11 protein-coding genes are annotated in these 18005 nt (G+C 73.2%); 8 read left to right on the forward strand and 3 right to left on the reverse strand.

Annotation, left to right across the window (positions count from 1 at the left end; all coding sequences use genetic code 11):
* Complete coding sequence (locus CEB94_RS10835; protein ID WP_175431994.1) at positions 1-2733, forward strand: ABC transporter permease; 2733 nt, start codon at positions 1-3, stop codon at positions 2731-2733.
* Positions 2730-3701, forward strand: a complete 972-nt coding sequence (locus CEB94_RS10840; protein WP_175431995.1) for an ABC transporter ATP-binding protein — start codon at positions 2730-2732, stop codon at positions 3699-3701. Before CEB94_RS10835 ends, CEB94_RS10840 begins: the two co-directional genes overlap by 4 nt.
* Before the next feature lie 99 nt (positions 3702-3800).
* Here the strand turns inward: CEB94_RS10840 and CEB94_RS10845 are convergent, their stop codons facing one another.
* The 3 genes from CEB94_RS10845 to CEB94_RS10855 all read right to left on the reverse strand — a co-directional run bounded on the left by CEB94_RS10845 (position 3801) and on the right by CEB94_RS10855 (position 10973).
* Complete coding sequence (locus CEB94_RS10845) at positions 3801-5264, reverse strand: glutamate synthase subunit beta (protein ID WP_175431996.1); 1464 nt, start codon at positions 5262-5264, stop codon at positions 3801-3803.
* On the reverse strand, positions 5257-9864 hold the full coding sequence (gene gltB / locus CEB94_RS10850) for a glutamate synthase large subunit (protein ID WP_175431997.1): 4608 nt from the start codon (positions 9862-9864) through the stop codon (positions 5257-5259). Before gltB ends, CEB94_RS10845 begins: the two co-directional genes overlap by 8 nt.
* A 377-nt stretch (positions 9865-10241) precedes the next feature.
* Positions 10242-10973, reverse strand: a complete 732-nt coding sequence (locus CEB94_RS10855; RefSeq protein ID WP_175431998.1) for a VIT1/CCC1 transporter family protein — start codon at positions 10971-10973, stop codon at positions 10242-10244.
* Between the two features lie 215 nt (positions 10974-11188).
* Between CEB94_RS10855 and CEB94_RS10860 the strand changes: the two genes are divergently transcribed.
* From CEB94_RS10860 to CEB94_RS10885, 6 genes are read left to right on the forward strand one after another with little or no spacing between them, the layout of a single operon-like run.
* A complete protein-coding gene (locus CEB94_RS10860) occupies positions 11189-12196 on the forward strand; it encodes an ADP-ribosylglycohydrolase family protein (RefSeq protein WP_175431999.1) in 1008 nt (335 codons plus the stop codon).
* On the forward strand, positions 12121-13431 hold the full coding sequence (locus CEB94_RS10865; protein ID WP_425472451.1) for an ADP-ribosylglycohydrolase family protein: 1311 nt from the start codon (positions 12121-12123) through the stop codon (positions 13429-13431). The genes CEB94_RS10860 and CEB94_RS10865 overlap by 76 nt, the downstream gene beginning before the upstream one ends.
* Before the next feature lie 7 nt (positions 13432-13438).
* Positions 13439-14608, forward strand: coding sequence for an ADP-ribosylglycohydrolase family protein (locus tag CEB94_RS10870; protein ID WP_175432000.1), 1170 nt, complete (start codon positions 13439-13441; stop codon positions 14606-14608).
* Complete coding sequence (locus tag CEB94_RS10875; protein WP_175432001.1) at positions 14596-15957, forward strand: ADP-ribosylglycohydrolase family protein; 1362 nt, start codon at positions 14596-14598, stop codon at positions 15955-15957. The genes CEB94_RS10870 and CEB94_RS10875 overlap by 13 nt, the downstream gene beginning before the upstream one ends.
* Entirely contained in the window at positions 15954-17153 is a 1200-nt protein-coding gene (locus CEB94_RS10880; RefSeq protein WP_175432002.1) for a CaiB/BaiF CoA transferase family protein, read from the forward strand. Before CEB94_RS10875 ends, CEB94_RS10880 begins: the two co-directional genes overlap by 4 nt.
* Positions 17150-17965: an HpcH/HpaI aldolase/citrate lyase family protein gene (locus CEB94_RS10885; protein WP_175432003.1), complete on the forward strand. Its 816-nt coding sequence runs from the start codon at positions 17150-17152 to the stop codon at positions 17963-17965. Before CEB94_RS10880 ends, CEB94_RS10885 begins: the two co-directional genes overlap by 4 nt.
* Positions 17966-18005 lie beyond the last annotated feature (40 nt).

Raw genomic sequence — 18005 nt, forward strand, 5'->3', positions numbered from 1 at the left:
ATGCCGCCGAACGCGCAGGGCGCGCCCTGGGTGCGGACCCGGCTGCGGGCCATGCCCGTGTCCACCGTGGCCTTCGGTGTGCTGGTGCTGGTCACGGCGTTCCTCGCGGCCGTCCTGCCCCGGGCCGTGGAGGCCTACGAGACGGACGGGCTGCGCGAGGCCGTCGCGACGGCCGCCCCCGAGTCGACGGTGCTGGAGCTGAAGGCGGCGCAGCCCGGTCTCGAACGGCCGGAGGAGGCCCGGGCCGACGAGGTCCGGCCGGAGGCACTCGCGGCGGTCGACGACCGGGCGCGGGCGCTGCTGCCCGAGCCGCTGCGGGTGGACCCGGCCGAGTCGGCGTACGGGGTGCGGACCGGGAAGAGCCTGCAGGCACTGGACGCGTGGCTGCCCCGGCCCGACGGGCTGCTGCCCCGCTTCACCCTGCTCGCCCAGTCGGGAGCGGCCGGCCACGCCACCGTGCGGGAGGGCCGGCTGCCCACCGCCGACGGCTCGGTCACCGTGGACAACCGGACGCTGGAAGGTGCCGTGACCACCGAGACGGCCCGCACGCTGCGGCTGCGGACCGGCTCCACGCTCACGCTGGGCGGCTTCGCGAACGGACCGCTGACGGTCCGTGTCACCGGCGTCCTCCAGCCCCGGCATCCGGAGCGGAGTTACTGGTCCGCGGAACCGGTCCTGCGTACACCGACCATGGCGAGCAACGGCGGCCGGCCGCCGCAGTACTACTGGGAGGCGGGCGTCCTGCTCGCGCCCGGAGCCGCCCCGGCCCTGCTCGGCGGTCAGGGAGAGCCGGAGCGGTACTGGCGGTTCGCCCCCGCGACCGGGCGGCTCACCGGGGCGGACACCTCGGCGCTCGTCGAGACGGTCGCGTCCCTGGAGGACGGGCCCGGGCTGGTGCGGATGCGCGGGGCCGCCGGTCCGACGGCGCAGCTGTCCACCGGCCTGGAGCAGGTCGTCGCCTCCTATGGGCAGACGCGTGACGCGATCACGCCCGTGGTCGCCGTCGCGGTCTTCGGGATCACCGCGATCGCCTTCGTCGTCCTGGTCATGAGTGGTGGCCTGGCCGCCGCCCGCCGCGACGGCGAACTCGCCCTGCTGCGGGCCCGGGGTGGTTCCCTGCACGGCATCGCCGGGCGGCTGCTGGCCGAGAACGCCGTGCCGGCGCTGCCCGCCGCGGCCTGCGGTCTGCTGCTCGCCTTGCTCGTCGTGGACGAGGCCCGGCTGCTGCCCGCCGTGCTCGGGGCGGGTGCCGTGGCGCTGCTCGCCTGTGCCGCGCTGCCGGTGCGCGCCGCCGCGGCACATCGCAGACCGCGGGCGTACCGGCAGCGCGACGACCTCGCCCACGCCAGGCCCGGCGGGCGCCGCACGGTCGCTGAACTGACCGTGCTGGTGCTGGCCGGCGGCTCGGTGCTGACGCTGCGCCGCCGCGGCACGGACGGAGCGGGCGATCTGCTGGTGAGCGCCGCCCCGGTCCTCGTCGGGCTGGTCGCCGCGCTGGTCCTCGTCCGGCTGTATCCGCTGCCGCTGCGGTGGGCCGCCGGACCGGCCGGGCGGCTGCGCGGCGCGGTCGGGTTCCTCTCGCTGGCCCGCGCGGGCCGCTCACCGGCGGCAGTCGCCACGCTGCCGCTGCTCGCCCTGCTGACGGCCCTGACCACGGCCGCGTTCGGGGGGTCCGTGCTGACGGGCGTGGCGGACGCCCGGGACCGGGCCGCGCTGCTGGAGACGGGCGCGGACGCGCGGATCGCCACCGCCGACGGCACCCCGCTCCCGGCGGGACTGGCGCGGACCGTACGGGATGTGGCAGGCGTACGGCAGGTCACGGCCGTGGGCATCGGGTACGCCTCGGAGCGCGCGCAGGACGAGACGCGGTCGCTGACCGTGGCCGGCGTCGAGCCGGACGCGTACGCGGAACTGGCCGGGCGGACGGGACTCGGGGGCTTCGCGGCCGACCGGCTGCGGATCCGGGGCGGGGTGCTGGACGCGGTCGCCTCCCCCGCGGTCGCAAAGCGGCTCGGGCGGGCTCCGCGCCGGATCGTGACGGAGGGCGGACCGGTCACGGTGCGGATCACCGCCGTGCGCCCCCGCACCCCGGCCGTCCCCGAGGGCGAGTTCCTCCTTCTCGACGCGGCGGGCCTGAAGGGCTCCGGCGACCCCACGGTCCTGCTGGCGGCCGGTGCCGGGCTCGACGCCAAGGCGCTGCGGGCGGCGGTGCGCGGCGCCGGGCCGCACCTCTCCGTGACCCTGCGGAGCGAGGAACGCGCGGCGCTGTCCGACTCCCCGTTGCAGGCGGGCGCCGAACGGATCTACGTCTGGGCCGTCGCCGCGGGCGCGGGGTACGCCGTACTCGCCCTGGTGCTCGGCCTGCTGCGGTCCGCGCCGGAACGAGCCGCGCTGCTGGCCCGGCTGCGCACCCTCGGCATGACGGCCCGCCGGGGGCGGCGCCTGCTCGGCCTGGAGTCCCTGCCCCAGACGCTGCTCGCGGCCGGTGGGGGCATGGCCGCCGGCTGGGCGACGGTACGACTGCTCGCCCCCGGCATCGACCTGGACCGGCTCGCCCTGGCCGGCACATCCGGTGTCTCGGCGCCGGCTGCCGTGCTGCGGGCCGACGTGTGGTCGCTGGCCCTGCCGGCCGTGGGCGCGGTGCTGCTGGCGGGGGCGGTGGCCGTCGCGCAGGCCTGGTGGGCGGGGCGCCGGACACCGATCACTCACCTCAGGGCAGGAGACATGCGATGAGCGGTACGACGGAGTCGCTCGAGGAGCTGGAGCGGCGGGTGGCGCACCACCGCGACCGGCCCGCGTACGGGCACGACGCCCTGATCGCCTGCGACCGGCTGGTGCGGATCTTCGCCAGGCGCGGTGCCGGGGACGCCGCCGTCGAGGTGCAGGCGCTCCAGGGACTCGATCTCCTGGTGCGGGAGGGTGAGTTGATGGCCCTGGTGGGGGCGTCCGGCAGCGGCAAGTCGACGTTGATGAACATCCTCGCGGGCCTGGACGTCCCCACCGCGGGGGCCGCGAAAGTCGCGGGGCGCGATCTGCTGACGATGGACGCGAAGGCGCGGTTGCGGTACCGGCGTGAGGTGGTCGGCTTCGTCTGGCAGCAGACGGCACGCAATCTGCTGCCGTATCTGACGGCGGTGCAGAACGTCGCCCTGCCGATGCAGCTGGCGGGCGGCTCCCGGCGGAAACGGGCCGGACGGGCGGACGACCTGCTGTCCCTGCTCGGTGTCGCCGACTGCCGGGACCGGCGCCCGCAAGCGATGTCCGGCGGCCAGCAGCAGCGCGTCGCGATCGCCGTCGCCCTCGCCAACGCCCCCGCGGTCCTGCTCGCCGACGAGCCGACCGGCGAGCTGGACTCGGCGACCGGGCAGCAGGTCTTCGCGGCGTTCCGCCGCGCCAACGAGGAGCTGGGCACGACGATCGTCATCGTCACGCACGACCAGGCGGTCGCCGGTGAGGTCCGCCGCACGGTCGCGATCCGTGACGGCCGCACCTCGACGGAGGTGCTGCGCCGCACGGAGGTCGACGAGGCGGGCCGGGAGTCCGTGGTGGCGCGTGAGTACGCGATGCTCGACCGCGCGGGCCGCCTTCAGCTGCCGGCCGAGTACACGGCGGCCCTGGGCATGGCGGACCGGGTGCTGCTGGAGCTGGAGGAGGACCACATCCAGGTGTGGCCCGACGAGAACGGGAACGGAACCGGCTGAGGACGTGCGACAGCGCCTGCCCGGTCGTCCGGTCGGGGACTGTGGGGCAGGCGCTGTCAGTGTTCCGCACGCCGTTGTGCGGGACGTGTTGTGAGGCGGTCAGACCATCAGGGCGCGGTCCGTCGGGCGGATCGGCGCCGGCAGCTCGCTCGCACCCGTGAGGGCGCGGTCCACCCCGCGTGCCGCCGAGCGGCCCTCCGCGATCGCCCAGACGATGAGCGACTGGCCGCGGCCGGCGTCACCGGCGACGAACACGCCCGGCACGTTGGTCTGGAAGTCGGCGTCGCGGGCGATGTTGCCGCGCTCGTCGAGCTCCAGGCCGAACTGCTCGACCAGGCCGTTCTCGCGGTCGGTGCCGGTGAAGCCCATGGCGAGGGTGACCAGCTGGGCGGGGATCTTGCGCTCGGTGCCCGGCTTCTGGGTCAGCTTGCCGTCGATGAACTCCACCTCGGTGAGGTGCAGCCACTGGACGTTGCCGTCCTCGTCGCCCTCGAAGTGGGTCGTCGAGACCGAGTAGACCCGCTCGCCGCCCTCCTCGTGGGCCGAGGTGACCTTGTACAGCATGGGGAAGGTCGGCCAGGGCTGGTTGATCGGGTGCCGCTCGTCGCTCGGGCGGGGCATGATCTCCAACTGCGTGACGGAGGCCGCGCCCTGGCGGTTGGCGGTGCCCACGCAGTCCGCGCCGGTGTCGCCGCCGCCGATGACCACGACGTGCTTGCCCTCGGCCGAGATCGGGGGCGCCACGAAGTCGCCCTCCTGGACCTTGTTGGCCAGCGGCAGGTACTCCATGGCCTGGTAGACGCCCTTGAGCTCACGGCCCGGCACCGGCAGGTCACGGGCCATGGTCGCGCCGACGGCCAGGACGACCGCGTCGTAGCGCTTCTTCAGGTCCGTGGCCTTCAGGTCGCGGCCGATCTCGATGCCCGTGCGGAAGCGGGTGCCCTCCGCGCGCATCTGCTCGATACGGCGGTTGATGTGCCGCTTCTCCATCTTGAACTCGGGGATGCCGTAGCGGAGGAGGCCTCCGATGCGGTCCGCGCGCTCGTAGACGGCGACGGTGTGGCCGGCACGGGTCAGCTGCTGGGCGGCGGCGAGACCCGCCGGGCCCGAGCCGATGACCGCGACGGTCTTGCCGGACAGGCGCTCCGGGATCTGCGGGGCGACGTCCCCGGTCTCCCACGCCTTGTCGATGATCGAGACCTCGACGTTCTTGATGGTGACCGGCGGCTGGTTGATGCCGAGGACACACGCCGACTCGCACGGAGCCGGGCACAGGCGGCCGGTGAACTCCGGGAAGTTGTTGGTGGCGTGCAGGCGCTCCTGCGCGGCCGCCCAGTCCTCGCGGTAGGCGTAGTCGTTCCACTCGGGGATCAGGTTCCCCAGTGGGCAGCCGTTGTGGCAGAACGGGATGCCGCAGTCCATGCAGCGGCTGGCCTGCTTGCTGATGATGGGCAGCAGCGAGCCGGGAACGTAGACCTCGTTCCAGTCCCGGACGCGCTCCTCGACGGGGCGGGACTTGGCGAGCTCACGCCCGTGGTTCAGGAAGCCCTTCGGGTCAGCCATTGATCGCCGCCTCCATCATCTTCTCGTGGGTCTCGGTCTCGGAGAGACCGGCTCGCTCGGCGGCTTCCTTGGCGGCGAGCACTGCCTTGTACGTGCTGGGGATGATCCTGCTGAAGCGCTCGACAGCGGTGTCCCACTCGGCCAGGAGCTTCGCGGCGACGGTGGAGCCCGTCTCCTCCTGGTGGCGGCGGACCACGTCGTGCAGCCACTGCTTGTCGGTGTCGTCCAGCGCCTCCACGGCGTCCAGGTTGCCGACGTTGACGTTGTCGGGGTCCAGGTCGATCACGTACGCGATACCGCCGGACATGCCGGCCGCGAAGTTGCGGCCCGTCTCGCCGAGCACCACCGCGTGGCCGCCGGTCATGTACTCGCAGCCGTGGTCGCCCACGCCCTCGGCGACGACCGTCGCGCCGGAGTTGCGGACGCAGAAGCGCTCGCCGACCTTGCCGCGCAGGAACATCTCGCCGCCGGTGGCGCCGTAGCCGATGGTGTTGCCGGCGATGACGCTGTACTCGGCGAGGTGGTCGGCCGCGCGGTCCGGGCGGACGACGATCCGGCCGCCGGACAGGCCCTTGCCGACGTAGTCGTTGGCGTCGCCCTCCAGGCGGAGGGTGACACCGCGCGGCACGAAGGCGCCGAAGGACTGGCCCGCGGAGCCGGTGAAGGTGATGTCGATGGTGTCGTCGGGCAGGCCCGCGCCACCGAACTTCTTCGTCACCTCGTGGCCGAGCATGGTGCCGACCGTGCGGTTGATGTTGCGGATCTGCACCTGGGCACGGACCGGCTGGGCGTCGGTGGCACCGGACGCGGCGAGCGCGTCGGCGGCCAGCTTGATCAGCTGGTTGTCGAGCGCCTTCTCCAGGCCGTGGTCCTGCGCGATGAGCTGGTGGCGCGCCGCGCCCTCGGGCAGCTCGGGCACGTGGAACAGCGGTGCCAGGTCCAGGCCCTGCGCCTTCCAGTGGTCGACGGCCCGCGTGACGTCGAGGGTCTCGGCGTGGCCGACGGCCTCCTCGATGGAGCGGAAGCCCAGCTCGGCGAGGATCTCGCGGACCTCTTCGGCGATGTACTTGAAGAAGTTCACGACGTACTCGGCCTTGCCGTTGTACCGCTCGCGCAGGACCGGGTTCTGCGTGGCGATGCCGACCGGGCAGGTGTCCAAGTGGCAGACGCGCATCATGACGCAGCCGGAGACGACGAGCGGCGCGGTCGCGAAACCGAACTCCTCGGCGCCGAGGAGCGCGGCGATGACCACGTCGCGGCCGGTCTTCAGCTGGCCGTCGGTCTGGACGACGATGCGGTCGCGCAGGCCGTTGAGCAGCAGCGTCTGCTGGGTCTCGGCGAGGCCGAGCTCCCAGGGACCGCCGGCGTGCTTCAGCGAGGTGAGCGGCGAGGCACCCGTACCGCCGTCGTGGCCGGAGATGAGCACGACGTCCGCGTGCGCCTTGGAGACACCCGCGGCGACCGTGCCGACGCCGACCTCGGAGACCAGCTTCACGTGAATCCGCGCCTGCGGGTTCGCGTTCTTCAGGTCGTGGATCAGCTGGGCCAGGTCCTCGATGGAGTAGATGTCGTGGTGCGGGGGCGGCGAGATGAGGCCGACGCCCGGCGTCGAGTGACGCGTCTTGGCGACCCACGGGTAGACCTTGTGGCCGGGCAGCTGGCCGCCCTCGCCGGGCTTGGCGCCCTGGGCCATCTTGATCTGGATGTCGTCGGAGTTGACCAGGTACTCGGAGGTCACACCGAAGCGGCCGGAGGCGACCTGCTTGATGGACGACCGGCGGGCCGGGTCGTACAGGCGCTCCGGGTCCTCGCCGCCCTCACCGGTGTTGGACTTGCCGCCCAGCTGGTTCATGGCGATGGCGAGGGTCTCGTGCGCCTCCTGGGAGATGGAGCCGTACGACATGGCGCCCGTGGAGAACCGCTTGACGATCTCGGAGACCGGCTCGACCTCGTCGATGGAGATCGGCTGTCGGCCGGACTTGAAGCCGAACAGACCGCGCAGCGTCATCAGCCGCTCGGACTGCTCGTTCACACGCTCGGTGTACTTCTTGAAGATGTCGTAGCGGCCGGAGCGCGTGGAGTGCTGGAGGCGGAAGACCGTCTCCGGGTCGAACAGGTGCGGCTCGCCCTCACGGCGCCACTGGTACTCGCCGCCTATGTCCAGCGCGCGGTGCGCCGGGGCGATGCCGGAGGCCGGGTAGGCCTTGGCGTGGCGGGCGGCGACCTCCTTGGCGACGACGTCGATGCCGACACCGCCGATCTTGGTGGCCGTGCCGTTGAAGTACTTCACGACGAAGGCCTCGTCGAGACCGACGGCCTCGAAGACCTGGGCGCCGCGGTAGGAGGCGACGGTCGAGATGCCCATCTTGGACATGACCTTCAGCACGCCCTTGCCGAGGGCGTAGATGAGGTTGCGGATGGCCTGCTCGGGCTCGATGCCGGGCAGGAAGGTGCCGGCGCGCACCAGGTCCTCGACGGTCTCCATCGCCAGGTACGGGTTGACGGCGGCGGCGCCGTAGCCGATGAGCAGGGCGACGTGGTGGACCTCGCGGACGTCACCGGCCTCGACCAGCAGGCCCACCTGGGTGCGCTGCTTGGTGCGGATGAGGTGGTGGTGGACGGCCGCGGTGAGCAGCAGCGACGGGATCGGCGCGTGCTCGGCGTCCGAGTGGCGGTCCGACAGGACGATCAGGCGGGCGCCGTTCTCGATGGCGGCGTCGGCCTCGGTGCAGATCTCCTCGATGCGCGCGGCCAGCGCGTCACCGCCGCCGTGCACCCGGTACAGGCCGGAGAGCGTCGCGGCCTTGAAACCGGGCATGTCGCCGTCGGCGTTGATGTGGATGAGCTTGGCCAGCTCGTCGTTGTCGATCACCGGGAAGGGCAGCAGGACGCTGCGGCAGGAGGCCGCGTTCGGGTCCAGCAGGTTGCCCTGGGGGCCCAGTGCGGAGCGCAGCGAGGTGACGAGCTCCTCGCGGATGGCGTCCAGCGGCGGGTTGGTGACCTGCGCGAACAGCTGCGTGAAGTAGTCGAAGAGCAGCCGCGGGCGGTCCGACAGCGCGGCGATCGGCGAGTCGGTGCCCATCGAGCCGATCGGCTCGGCGCCGGCCTTGGCCATCGGCGCGAGGATGACGCGCAGCTCCTCCTCGGTGTAGCCGAAGGTCTGCTGGCGTCGGGTGACCGAGGCGTGGGTGTGCACGATGTGTTCGCGCTCGGGCAGGTCGGAGAGCTCGATCTCGCCGGCCTCCACCCACTCCGCGTACGGGTTCTCGGCGGCGAGCTCGGCCTTGATCTCGTCGTCCTCGATGATGCGGTGCTCGGCGGTGTCGACGAGGAACATCCGGCCGGGCTGCAGGCGGCCCTTGCGGACGACCTTGGCCGGGTCGATGTCCAGGACGCCGACCTCGGAGCCGAGGACGACGAGGCCGTCGTCGGTGACCCAGTAGCGGCCGGGGCGCAGGCCGTTGCGGTCGAGGACCGCGCCGACCTGGGTGCCGTCGGTGAAGGTGACGCAGGCCGGGCCGTCCCAGGGCTCCATCAGCGTGGAGTGGAACTGGTAGAAGGCGCGCCGGGCCGGGTCCATGGAGTCGTGGTTCTCCCACGCCTCCGGGATCATCATCAGCACGGAGTGCGGCAGGGAACGGCCGCCCAGGTGCAGGAGTTCCAGGACCTCGTCGAAGGAGGCGGAGTCGGAGGCGTCGGGCGTGCAGACCGGGAAGATCCGGTCGATGGCCTTGTCGTCGGACCCGAACAGGTCGGAGACGAGCTGCGACTCGCGGGCCACCATCCAGTTGCGGTTGCCCTTGACGGTGTTGATCTCACCGTTGTGCGCGACGAAGCGGTAGGGGTGGGCCAGCGGCCACGAGGGGAACGTGTTCGTCGAGAACCGGGAGTGCACGAGCGCGATCGCGGAGGCGAAGCGGCGGTCGGACAGGTCCGGGAAGAAGGGCTCCAGCTGGCCGGTGGTCAGCATGCCCTTGTAGACGATGGTCCGCGCGGACAGTGACGGGAAGTACACGCCGGCCTCGCGCTCGGCGCGCTTGCGCAGCACGAAGGCCTTGCGGTCGAGCGCGATGCCCGTGGCGGGCACGGTCGCGCCGTCGCCGACGAAGATCTGGCGGAAGACCGGCATGGTCGACCGGGCGGTGGCACCCAGGAGCTGGGGCGCGACCGGCACCTCGCGCCAGCCGAGGACGGTCAGGCCCTCGTCGGCGGCGATCGTCTCGATCTGCGAGACGGCGGCGGCGGTGGAGTCCTCCGGCAGGAAGGCGATGCCGACGGCGTAGGAACCGGCGTCGGGCAGTTCGAATCCGGCCACCTGACGGAAGAAGGCGTCCGGGACCTGCGACAGGATGCCGGCGCCGTCGCCGGAGTCGGGCTCGGAGCCGGTGGCACCGCGGTGTTCGAGGTTGCGCAGGACGGTCAGAGCCTGCTCGACCAGGGTGTGGGACGCCTCGCCGGTGAGGGTGGCGACGAAGCCGACGCCGCAGGCGTCGTGCTCGTTGCGGGGGTCGTACATACCCTGCGCAGCAGGGCGAGCATCCATGAAGGACCAGTTCTGGCCATTCGCGGAATGCTGGGACGGCTGGCGCGGCGTACGCATCGGCTCTCCCGTCGTCGTCATGGCATATGCAAGTGCCGAGGGACGACGTTGGCCCTCGCGTGATCGCAAAATTTCGTGCAGGTTACATGATGGAGCGGTTCTCGGGAACCGGGATAATCCGTTCCAGCATGCGGACACCGCGGGTTCACGGCGGGATGCCGCGCCAGCAGTGGAAGCTATGGAGGGACCGCACGGAACGATCGGTCAGATCGGTTTCCGTCGGCCCGGGAGCGGGGCAGGCGTCTTCGCCCACCCTGCTGCGGGTGCGCGGCGAGCGTCGTTGCCCGCAGCGCTTACGGCTCATGCCCGGTGGTCGCACATTCGAAACCAGCGAGTAACGGCTACTTATGCGGCCCATCGCATAAATCCGGGCCGCACTATCCTACGGCCGTTCCGAACAAGGTACCCAGGGCGTACGTCACACCGGCCGCCGCGCCTCCCAGGAGCAGCTGCCGCAGCCCGCTGTACCACCAGGTCCGTGCCGTCACCTTGGCGACCACCGCACCGCACAGGAAGAGCCCGAGCAGCGCCAGCAGCACGGCCGGCCACATGCTGCTCGCCCCCAGCAGATAGGGCGCCACGGGAATCAGCGCGCCCAGTGCGAAGGAGCCGAAGCTCGACACGGCGGCCACGGTGGGCGAGGGCAGATCGCCGGGGTCGATGCCCAGCTCCTCCCGGGCGTGGATCTCCAGTGCCTGTTCGGGGTCCTGCGACAGCTGCCGGGCCACCTCGCGGGCCAGTCGCGGCTCGACGCCTCTCGACTCGTAGAGCGCGGCGAGCTCGGCCTCCTCGTCCTTGGGGTGCTTGCGCAGCTGGCGCCGCTCCACGTCCAGCTCGGCCTCGACGAGCTCGCGCTGCGAGGCGACGGAGGTGTACTCACCGGCGGCCATGGAGAAGGCACCGGCGGCCAGGCCCGCGAGCCCGCTGAGGACGACGGTGTGCTGACTGACATTGCCGCCCGCGACACCGGTCATCAGGGCGAGGTTGGAGACGAGGCCGTCCATCGCACCGAACACCGCGGGACGCAGCCAGCCGCCGTTCACGTCCCGGTGCGTGTGGTTGTCCCGGTGCGCCTCGTGCAGCGTCGCCTCGGTCTCGATGATGGCCATGGAAGATCCCCACTCCCCGCTCTTTGGACAAGTTCCAGAGTTTTACAACACCAAAACTACGCCCCGGATTCCGTCGCCGCCAGCAAGGAAAGGCTGGGCTAACCTGCGGTTTTACCGTTTCGCGCTCACTTGATCATCACTGTGCGCAGATGTCGACCGGGTGATGCTGGGGCTCGTGAGGCTCAGCGGAGTCAGCGGAGTGGGACACATGCCGTATGGCATCGATCGCCTGCATCCCCTCCGTCCCGGCGCCCGGGGACGCCGCCGGACTTCGCGAACGGGCCCGCGGCGCGCTGCTGGGCCTGGCCGTCGGTGACGCCCTCGGGGCGCCGGCCGAGAACATGAAGCCCTCCGAGATCCGCGCCCGGTGGGGCCGGATCACCGGGTACGTCGCCGAGAAGCCGGCGGGTACCGACGACACCGAGTACGCGATCTTCTCCGGCCTCCTGCTGTCCCGGCACGGCTCCGCGCTCACCCCGCTCCATGTGGAAGCGGCCTGGCACGAGTGGATCGCCGACCGCGACGAGGGCCCCTTCCGTGGCGCCGGTTTCAGCGAACGCGGCACGCTGGAGAACCTGCGCCGGGGCCTGGCCGCCCCGATCTCCGCCCAGCACCGGCACGCCTGGAGCGACGGTCTGGCCATGCGGGCGGCCCCCTTCGGGGTGTTCGCGGCGGGCCGCCCGGCGGAGGCGGCCCGGCTGGTCGCGATCGACGGTTCGGTGAGCCACGACGGCGAGGGCATCTACGGCGGCCAGGCGGTGGCGGCGGGCGTCGCGGCGGCGATGGCGGGCGCCCCGTCGACCGCGGTCGTGGCCGCGGCCCTCGCGGTCGTACCCGACGACTCCTGGACGGCCCGCAGCCTGCGCCGCGCGGTGGCCGTCGCCCATCGCGGCGAACGCGCGGTCCGCTCCGCGGTCGTCATCGGCGGCTACCCCTGGACCGACCTGGCCCCCGAGGCGGTCGCCCTCGCCTTCGGCGCCTACGCGGCGGCCGACGGCGACTTCGAGCAGTCCGTCCTGACCGCGGTGAACATGGGCCGCGACGCGGACACGACGGCGGCGGTGGCGGGGGCGCTGGCGGGAGCGACGCGGGGCGTGTCGGCGATCCCCGCGGCGTGGGCCGCGGCCATCACCCCGGCCCGCGGGTCATGCCTGCCGGCCATGGCGGGCTACCACGTCCTGGACGTGGCGGACCTGCTGACACCGGCGGAGGTTCTCTCGTGACGACGTACGAAGCGGAAGCCGCCGATGGCGGGATCGCCCCACGGGTGACCAGGACCCCTCGGGTGACGGTCACGGGCGGTGCGCGGGTGGGAGACAGACGGGCCGAAGGCGAAGCCGAGGCCACACGAAGGGCCGAAGGCCTCCTGCTCGGACTGGCCGCAGGCGACGCCGCAGGCTGGCCCGCAGCCCGCCACAGAGCCGCCCGCATGCCCGACTGGACCCGCCGCCTCACCCGCGAACTGGACACCTTCGCCGAACACAACGCCACCACCACCCTCCCGGTCCCCATCGCCCTGAACCAGCCCTCCGAGCCCCTCCGCCTCGGCCCCTCCGACGACGCCGAATGGGCGGCGTTCGCCGCGGAAGCCCTCCTGCGCGCGGGCGACGACACCGTCCTGAACGACCTCAGCCGGGAACGCCGCACCCGCGCCGCGATCGACCTCACCTGGAACACCCTCGCAAGCGAGGTCGCCGCCGCGGCGGACCGCGCCCCCGAGATCGAGTCCGCCGTCCTCCCCCTGCGCGCCCGCATCTCCGTCCGCGCCGGCCTCGGCAACCTCGCCACCGGCCTGCGCCCGCCCGCCACCGGCCACGACAACCCGCACTACTTCGACGACGCCGCCTGCGTACGCGCCTGCGTCCTGGCCGTGGCCCACCCCGGAGACCCCCGGCGCGCCGCCGACCTCGCCGAGTTCGACGCCCGCTACACCCAGGACGGCGACGGTGTCCACGGCGCCCGCGCGATGGCGGCGGCGCTCGCCCTCGCCCTGGCCGGCGCACACGTCGACGCCTGCGTCACGGCGGCCCTGGCCGAACTCCCCGATGAGACGGAGATCGGCCGCAACGCCCGGCACGCCCTGAAGCTCGCCGCCGCCGCGGACAGTGCCTTCGCCCTGGTCCCGCCCCTGGAGCACCAGATCGTCGACCACGTCTACAGCTACGGCATCGCCGCCGCCGAGACGGTTCCGGTCGCCCTCGCCCTGGCCACCGCAGCCCGCGGCCGCATCGCGGAGGCGATCCCCGCGGCGGCCTGCCTGTCCCGTGTCGCGGACTCCGCCCCGGCCCTGGCGGGCGCCCTGACCGGCGCCCTGGGCGGCGGCGCCTCGATCCCCGCCTCCTGGCGGGAGACCTGCCGCACCCTCTCCGGCTGTGTCCTCCCCCGCCTCACCGGCACGGACCTCGTGGAACTCGCCGAACTCCTGGAAGCCGTACAAGCGGCCCACCCGGGTGGATGATGCGGCCATGCAGCCCAAACCACACCAAAACACCTCCCTGGACGAGCGGATCACCGGCGCCCTGGTCGGGGCCGCGGTCGGCGACGCTCTCGGCGGCCCCGTCGAGGGCTACGCGCCCGAGCAGATCCTCGAACGCCACGGCGGCCGCGTCCACGGCATCGTCGGCCCCTGGCACGGCGACGACTGGCGCACGGCCCGCCCCCTCGCCCCGTACCACAAGGGCGACGGCCACGTCACCGACGACACCTTGATGACCCACGCCCTGGTCCGTGTCTACGCCCGGGTCCGCGACCACCTCGACGCCTACGCGATCGCCGACCACCTGGTCCCGGACCTGATGACCGAGCCACGCTGGATCCCGGAACTGGAGTCCGAGGCACTACCCCTCCAGCGGATCTTCCTGGCGGAGAAGTGGCTGGTGACGAGGATCCACTACGGCCACGCCGACCCCCGCGAGGCCGGCAGCGGCAACATCGTCAACTGCGGGGCGGCGATGTACATGGCCCCGGCCGGCCTGGTCAACGCGGCCGATCCGCGTGCGGCCTACGCCGAGGCCCTCGACATCGCCGGTGCGCACCAGTCGTCGTACGGCCGTGAGGCGGCGGGCGTCCTGGCCGCTGCCGTGGCGGCGGCGTGCACCCCCGGTGCGACCCCGGACTCCGTCGTCTCGACGTGTCTCTCCCTCGCGAAGGACGGCACCCGGGCCGCGATCGAGCGGGTCTGCGAGGAGGCCTCCCGCCACACGGATGTCGAGTCGGCGCTGCGCCCACTGCGCGAGGCGGTGGCCCCCTACGACACGGTGGGCCCCGACTACCGCGCCCCGTCACTCGGCGCCCGCCGCCCCTCCCGCCTGCATTCGATCGAGGAACTCCCCATCGCGCTGGGCATGTTGCTCGTGGCGCGGGGCGACTACCGCCACGCCGTTCTCGGCGCGGTGAACTACGGCCGCGACTGCGACTCCATCGCCACGATGGCCGGCGCGCTGGCAGGCGCCCTGGGCTCACCGGTCCCGGAGGAGTGGGCCAAGACGGTCGCGGAGGCCAGCCGCCTGGATCTGTGGGAACCGGCGGCCACCCTCACCGCCGTGACCCGCGAGATCTTCGCCCGGGACGTGGCCCGCCGCCGCACCCACGAGCAGGCCTTCGCGTCCCTCGGAGGCCAGGAATGCTCCGACTGACCTGGGTCCAGCCGGAGGACCTGATCGGCCACGAACTCCGCCAGGCGGTCCAGGACGGCCGCGAGCCGAAGGCCATCGCGGCCCGCTGGCGAGCGGCGGGCGGCCAGGAGGCTCCGGCCACCGCGGGCGCCTCCCCCACCCCGGCGTCCCGATACCTCCGCCAGCTGGCGGAGGACCTCCTGGACGAACTGGCCGACCTCCCGAGCGCGTTGGCGGACGACGAACCAACGGACCTGGAGAAGATCAGGTCCGCCTGCCCCGACTGGCCAGAGCCCGCGGGCACCCCGGCCACCACCCCGCACCACCTCGAAGCCGCCTGGCTCGGCCGCGCCACCGGCTGCCTCCTGGGCAAACCGGTCGAGAAGCTCCCCCTCGACGCCATCCGCCGACTCGCCCGGTCCACCGGCAACTGGCCCCTCACCACCTACTTCACCGCCCGGGGCGTCCCCGAAGGCCTCCTGCGGCAGCACCCCTGGAACCGCCGCTCGGCGAGCACCTCCCTCGCCGAGAACATCGACGGCATGCCCGAGGACGACGACCTCAACTACCCCCTCCTCAACCTCGTCCTCCTCCAGCGCCACGGCAAGGCCTTCACCACCATGGACGTGGCCCGCGTCTGGCTCGACGAACTCCCCGCCGGCCGCACCTTCACCGCCGAACGCATCGCCTACCGCAACCTCCTCACCGGCCTGGAACCCCCGCACACCGCCCGCCACCGCAACCCGTTCCGCGAGTGGATCGGCGCCCTGATCCGCGCCGACGTCCACGGCTGGACCAACCCCGGCCACCCGGCCGCGGCAGCCGAACAGGCCCACCGTGACGCCGCCCTCACCCACACCGCCAACGGCGTCTACGCGGCGATGTTCACGGCGGCCGCCATCGCCACGGCGGCGAGCGGCGGGCACGACATCCACACCTGCCTGCGCACCGGCCTCACCGTCGTCCCCTCGCGCTCCCGCCTGGCCCGGGCCGTCCGCCGAGCCGTCCAACTGGCCCACCGGCACGAAGACTTCGACACGGTCGTCGACGCACTCCACGCCGCCCACGCCGGCACCCATCACTGGGTGCACGCCGTCCCCAACACCGCCCTGATCGCCGCCGCCCTCACCCACGCGAACGGCGACTTCGCCGGCTCCGTCTGCCGCGCCGTGAGCGGCGGCTGGGACACCGACTCCAACGGCGCGACCGCCGGCTCCATCGCCGGGCTGCTGGCCGGACACCCCGCGGCGCTCCCCGACCGCTGGACGGCACCCCTGAAGAACCGGCTGGCCACGTCCGTCGGCGACTTCAACGGCATCGGCTTCGACACCCTCGCCCACCTCACGCACCGGGAGACCCACCGCCCATGACCGCGCCCACGACCGCGCCCCTCACCGGCCTGCGCGTCCTCGACCTCGCCACCCTCTTCGCCGGCCCGATGGCCGCCACCCTGCTCGGCGACTTCGGCGCCGAGGTCGTCAAGATCGAGCACCCGCGGAAGCCGGACCCCTCCCGCGGCCACGGCCCGTCGAAGGACGGCGCGGGCCTGTGGTGGAAGATGCTCGGCCGCAACAAGCGCACCATGACCCTCGACCTGTCGAAGCCCGGCGGCCGCGCCACCCTCCTGCGGCTGGCCGCCACCACCGACGTGATCATCGAGAACTTCCGCCCCGGCACCCTGGAGAAGTGGGACCTGGGCTGGCCGGAGCTGTCGGCCGTCAACCCCCGGCTCGTCCTGGCCCGCGTCACCGGCTTCGGCCAGTTCGGCCCCTACGCGCACCGCCCCGGCTTCGGCACCCTGGCCGAGGCGATGAGCGGCTTCGCGGCGATCACCGGCGAACCGGACGCGCCCCCGACGCTCCCGCCGTTCGGCCTGGCCGACTCCATCGCGGGCCTGACGACGGCGTACGCGGTGATGACGGCGCTCGCCGCCCGCGACCGCACCGGCGAGGGCCAGGTCGTCGACCTGGCCCTGATCGAACCGATCCTGGCCGCCCTCGGCCCCCAGCCCCTCTGGTACGACCAGCTCGGGCACGTCCAGCCCCGCACCGGCAACCGCTCCCCCAACAACGCACCACGCGGCGTCTACCGCACCGCGGACGGCACCTGGGTGGCCGTCTCCACCTCGGCCCAGTCGGTCGCGGAGCGCGTGATGCGCCTGGTCGGCCGCCCGGAACTGATCGACGAGCCCTGGTTCGCCTCGGGCGCCGACCGCGCCCGGCACGCCGACGTCCTGGACGAGGCGGTCGGCGGCTGGATCGCCGCGCGCACCCGCACCGACGTCATGGCCGCCTTCGAGAAGGCCGAGGCGGCGGTGGCCCCGGTCCAGGACGTCCGGGACGTGATGGCGGACCCGCAGTACCAGGCCCTGAACACCATCACCACCGTCGACGACCCCGAACTCGGCCCGCTGCGCATGCAGAACGTCCTCTTCCGGCTCTCCGCCACCCCCGGCGCGATCCGCTGGGCCGGCCGCCCGCACGGCGCCGACACCGACGAGGTCCTGACCGAGCTGGGCCTGTCCCCGGACGACGTCACGGCGCTGCGCGCGGAGGGCGCCCTGTGACGGCGTACCCCCTCACCTGGCTCTACGCCCCGGGCGACCGCCCCGACGTAGTGGCGAAGGCCCTCGCCTCCGGCGCCGACGTGGTCGTCGCCGACCTGGAGGACGCAGTCGCCCCGGACCGCAAGGCCTACGCCCGCGCCGCCACCGCCGACCTGCTCCACGACGTGCCGGCCGTCCCGGTCCACGTCCGCGTCAACGCCCTGGACAGCCCCTGGGGCGAGCAGGACATCGCGGCCCTGGCCCCGGCTCCCGGGCTCTCCGGGCTCCGCCTCCCCAAGATCACCTCATCCGCCGAGGTCACCCACGTCGCGCACCGGGCCGCTCGGGCCGATCTGTACGCCCTGCTGGAGACGGCCCTCGCCGTGGAGCAGGCGTACGCCATCGCCTGCGCCCATCCGCACCTGCGCGGCATCGCACTCGGCGAGGCCGACCTGCTGGCCGACCTCGGCGTACGCGACGACACGGGCCTCGACTGGCCCCGCTCCCGGGTGGTCGTGGCGGCCCGGGCCGCCGGTCTGCCCCCGCCGCCCCAGTCCGTCCACCCGGACACCCGCGACCTGGACGGGCTGGCCGTCTCCTGCGCCCGTGGCCGCGCCCTGGGTTTCCTCGGCCGCGCCGCGATCCACCCCCGCCAGCTCCCGGTGATCGAACGCGCCTACCTGCCCACCGGGGCGGAGATCGAGCAGGCGGAGACGGTCCTCAAGGCAGCCGCCACGGAGCAGGGCGCCCAGGCACTCGCGGACGGCCGCTTCATCGACGCGGCGGTGGTGACGGCGGCCCAGCGCACCCTGTCCCTGGCCCGCCGCCGCTGACATGCCGAGAGCGCCCGGGATTCTTCCCGGGCGCTCTCGG

Source organism: Streptomyces hawaiiensis, assembly GCF_004803895.1.
In the GTDB taxonomy this organism is placed as follows: Bacteria; Actinomycetota; Actinomycetes; order Streptomycetales; family Streptomycetaceae; genus Streptomyces; species Streptomyces hawaiiensis.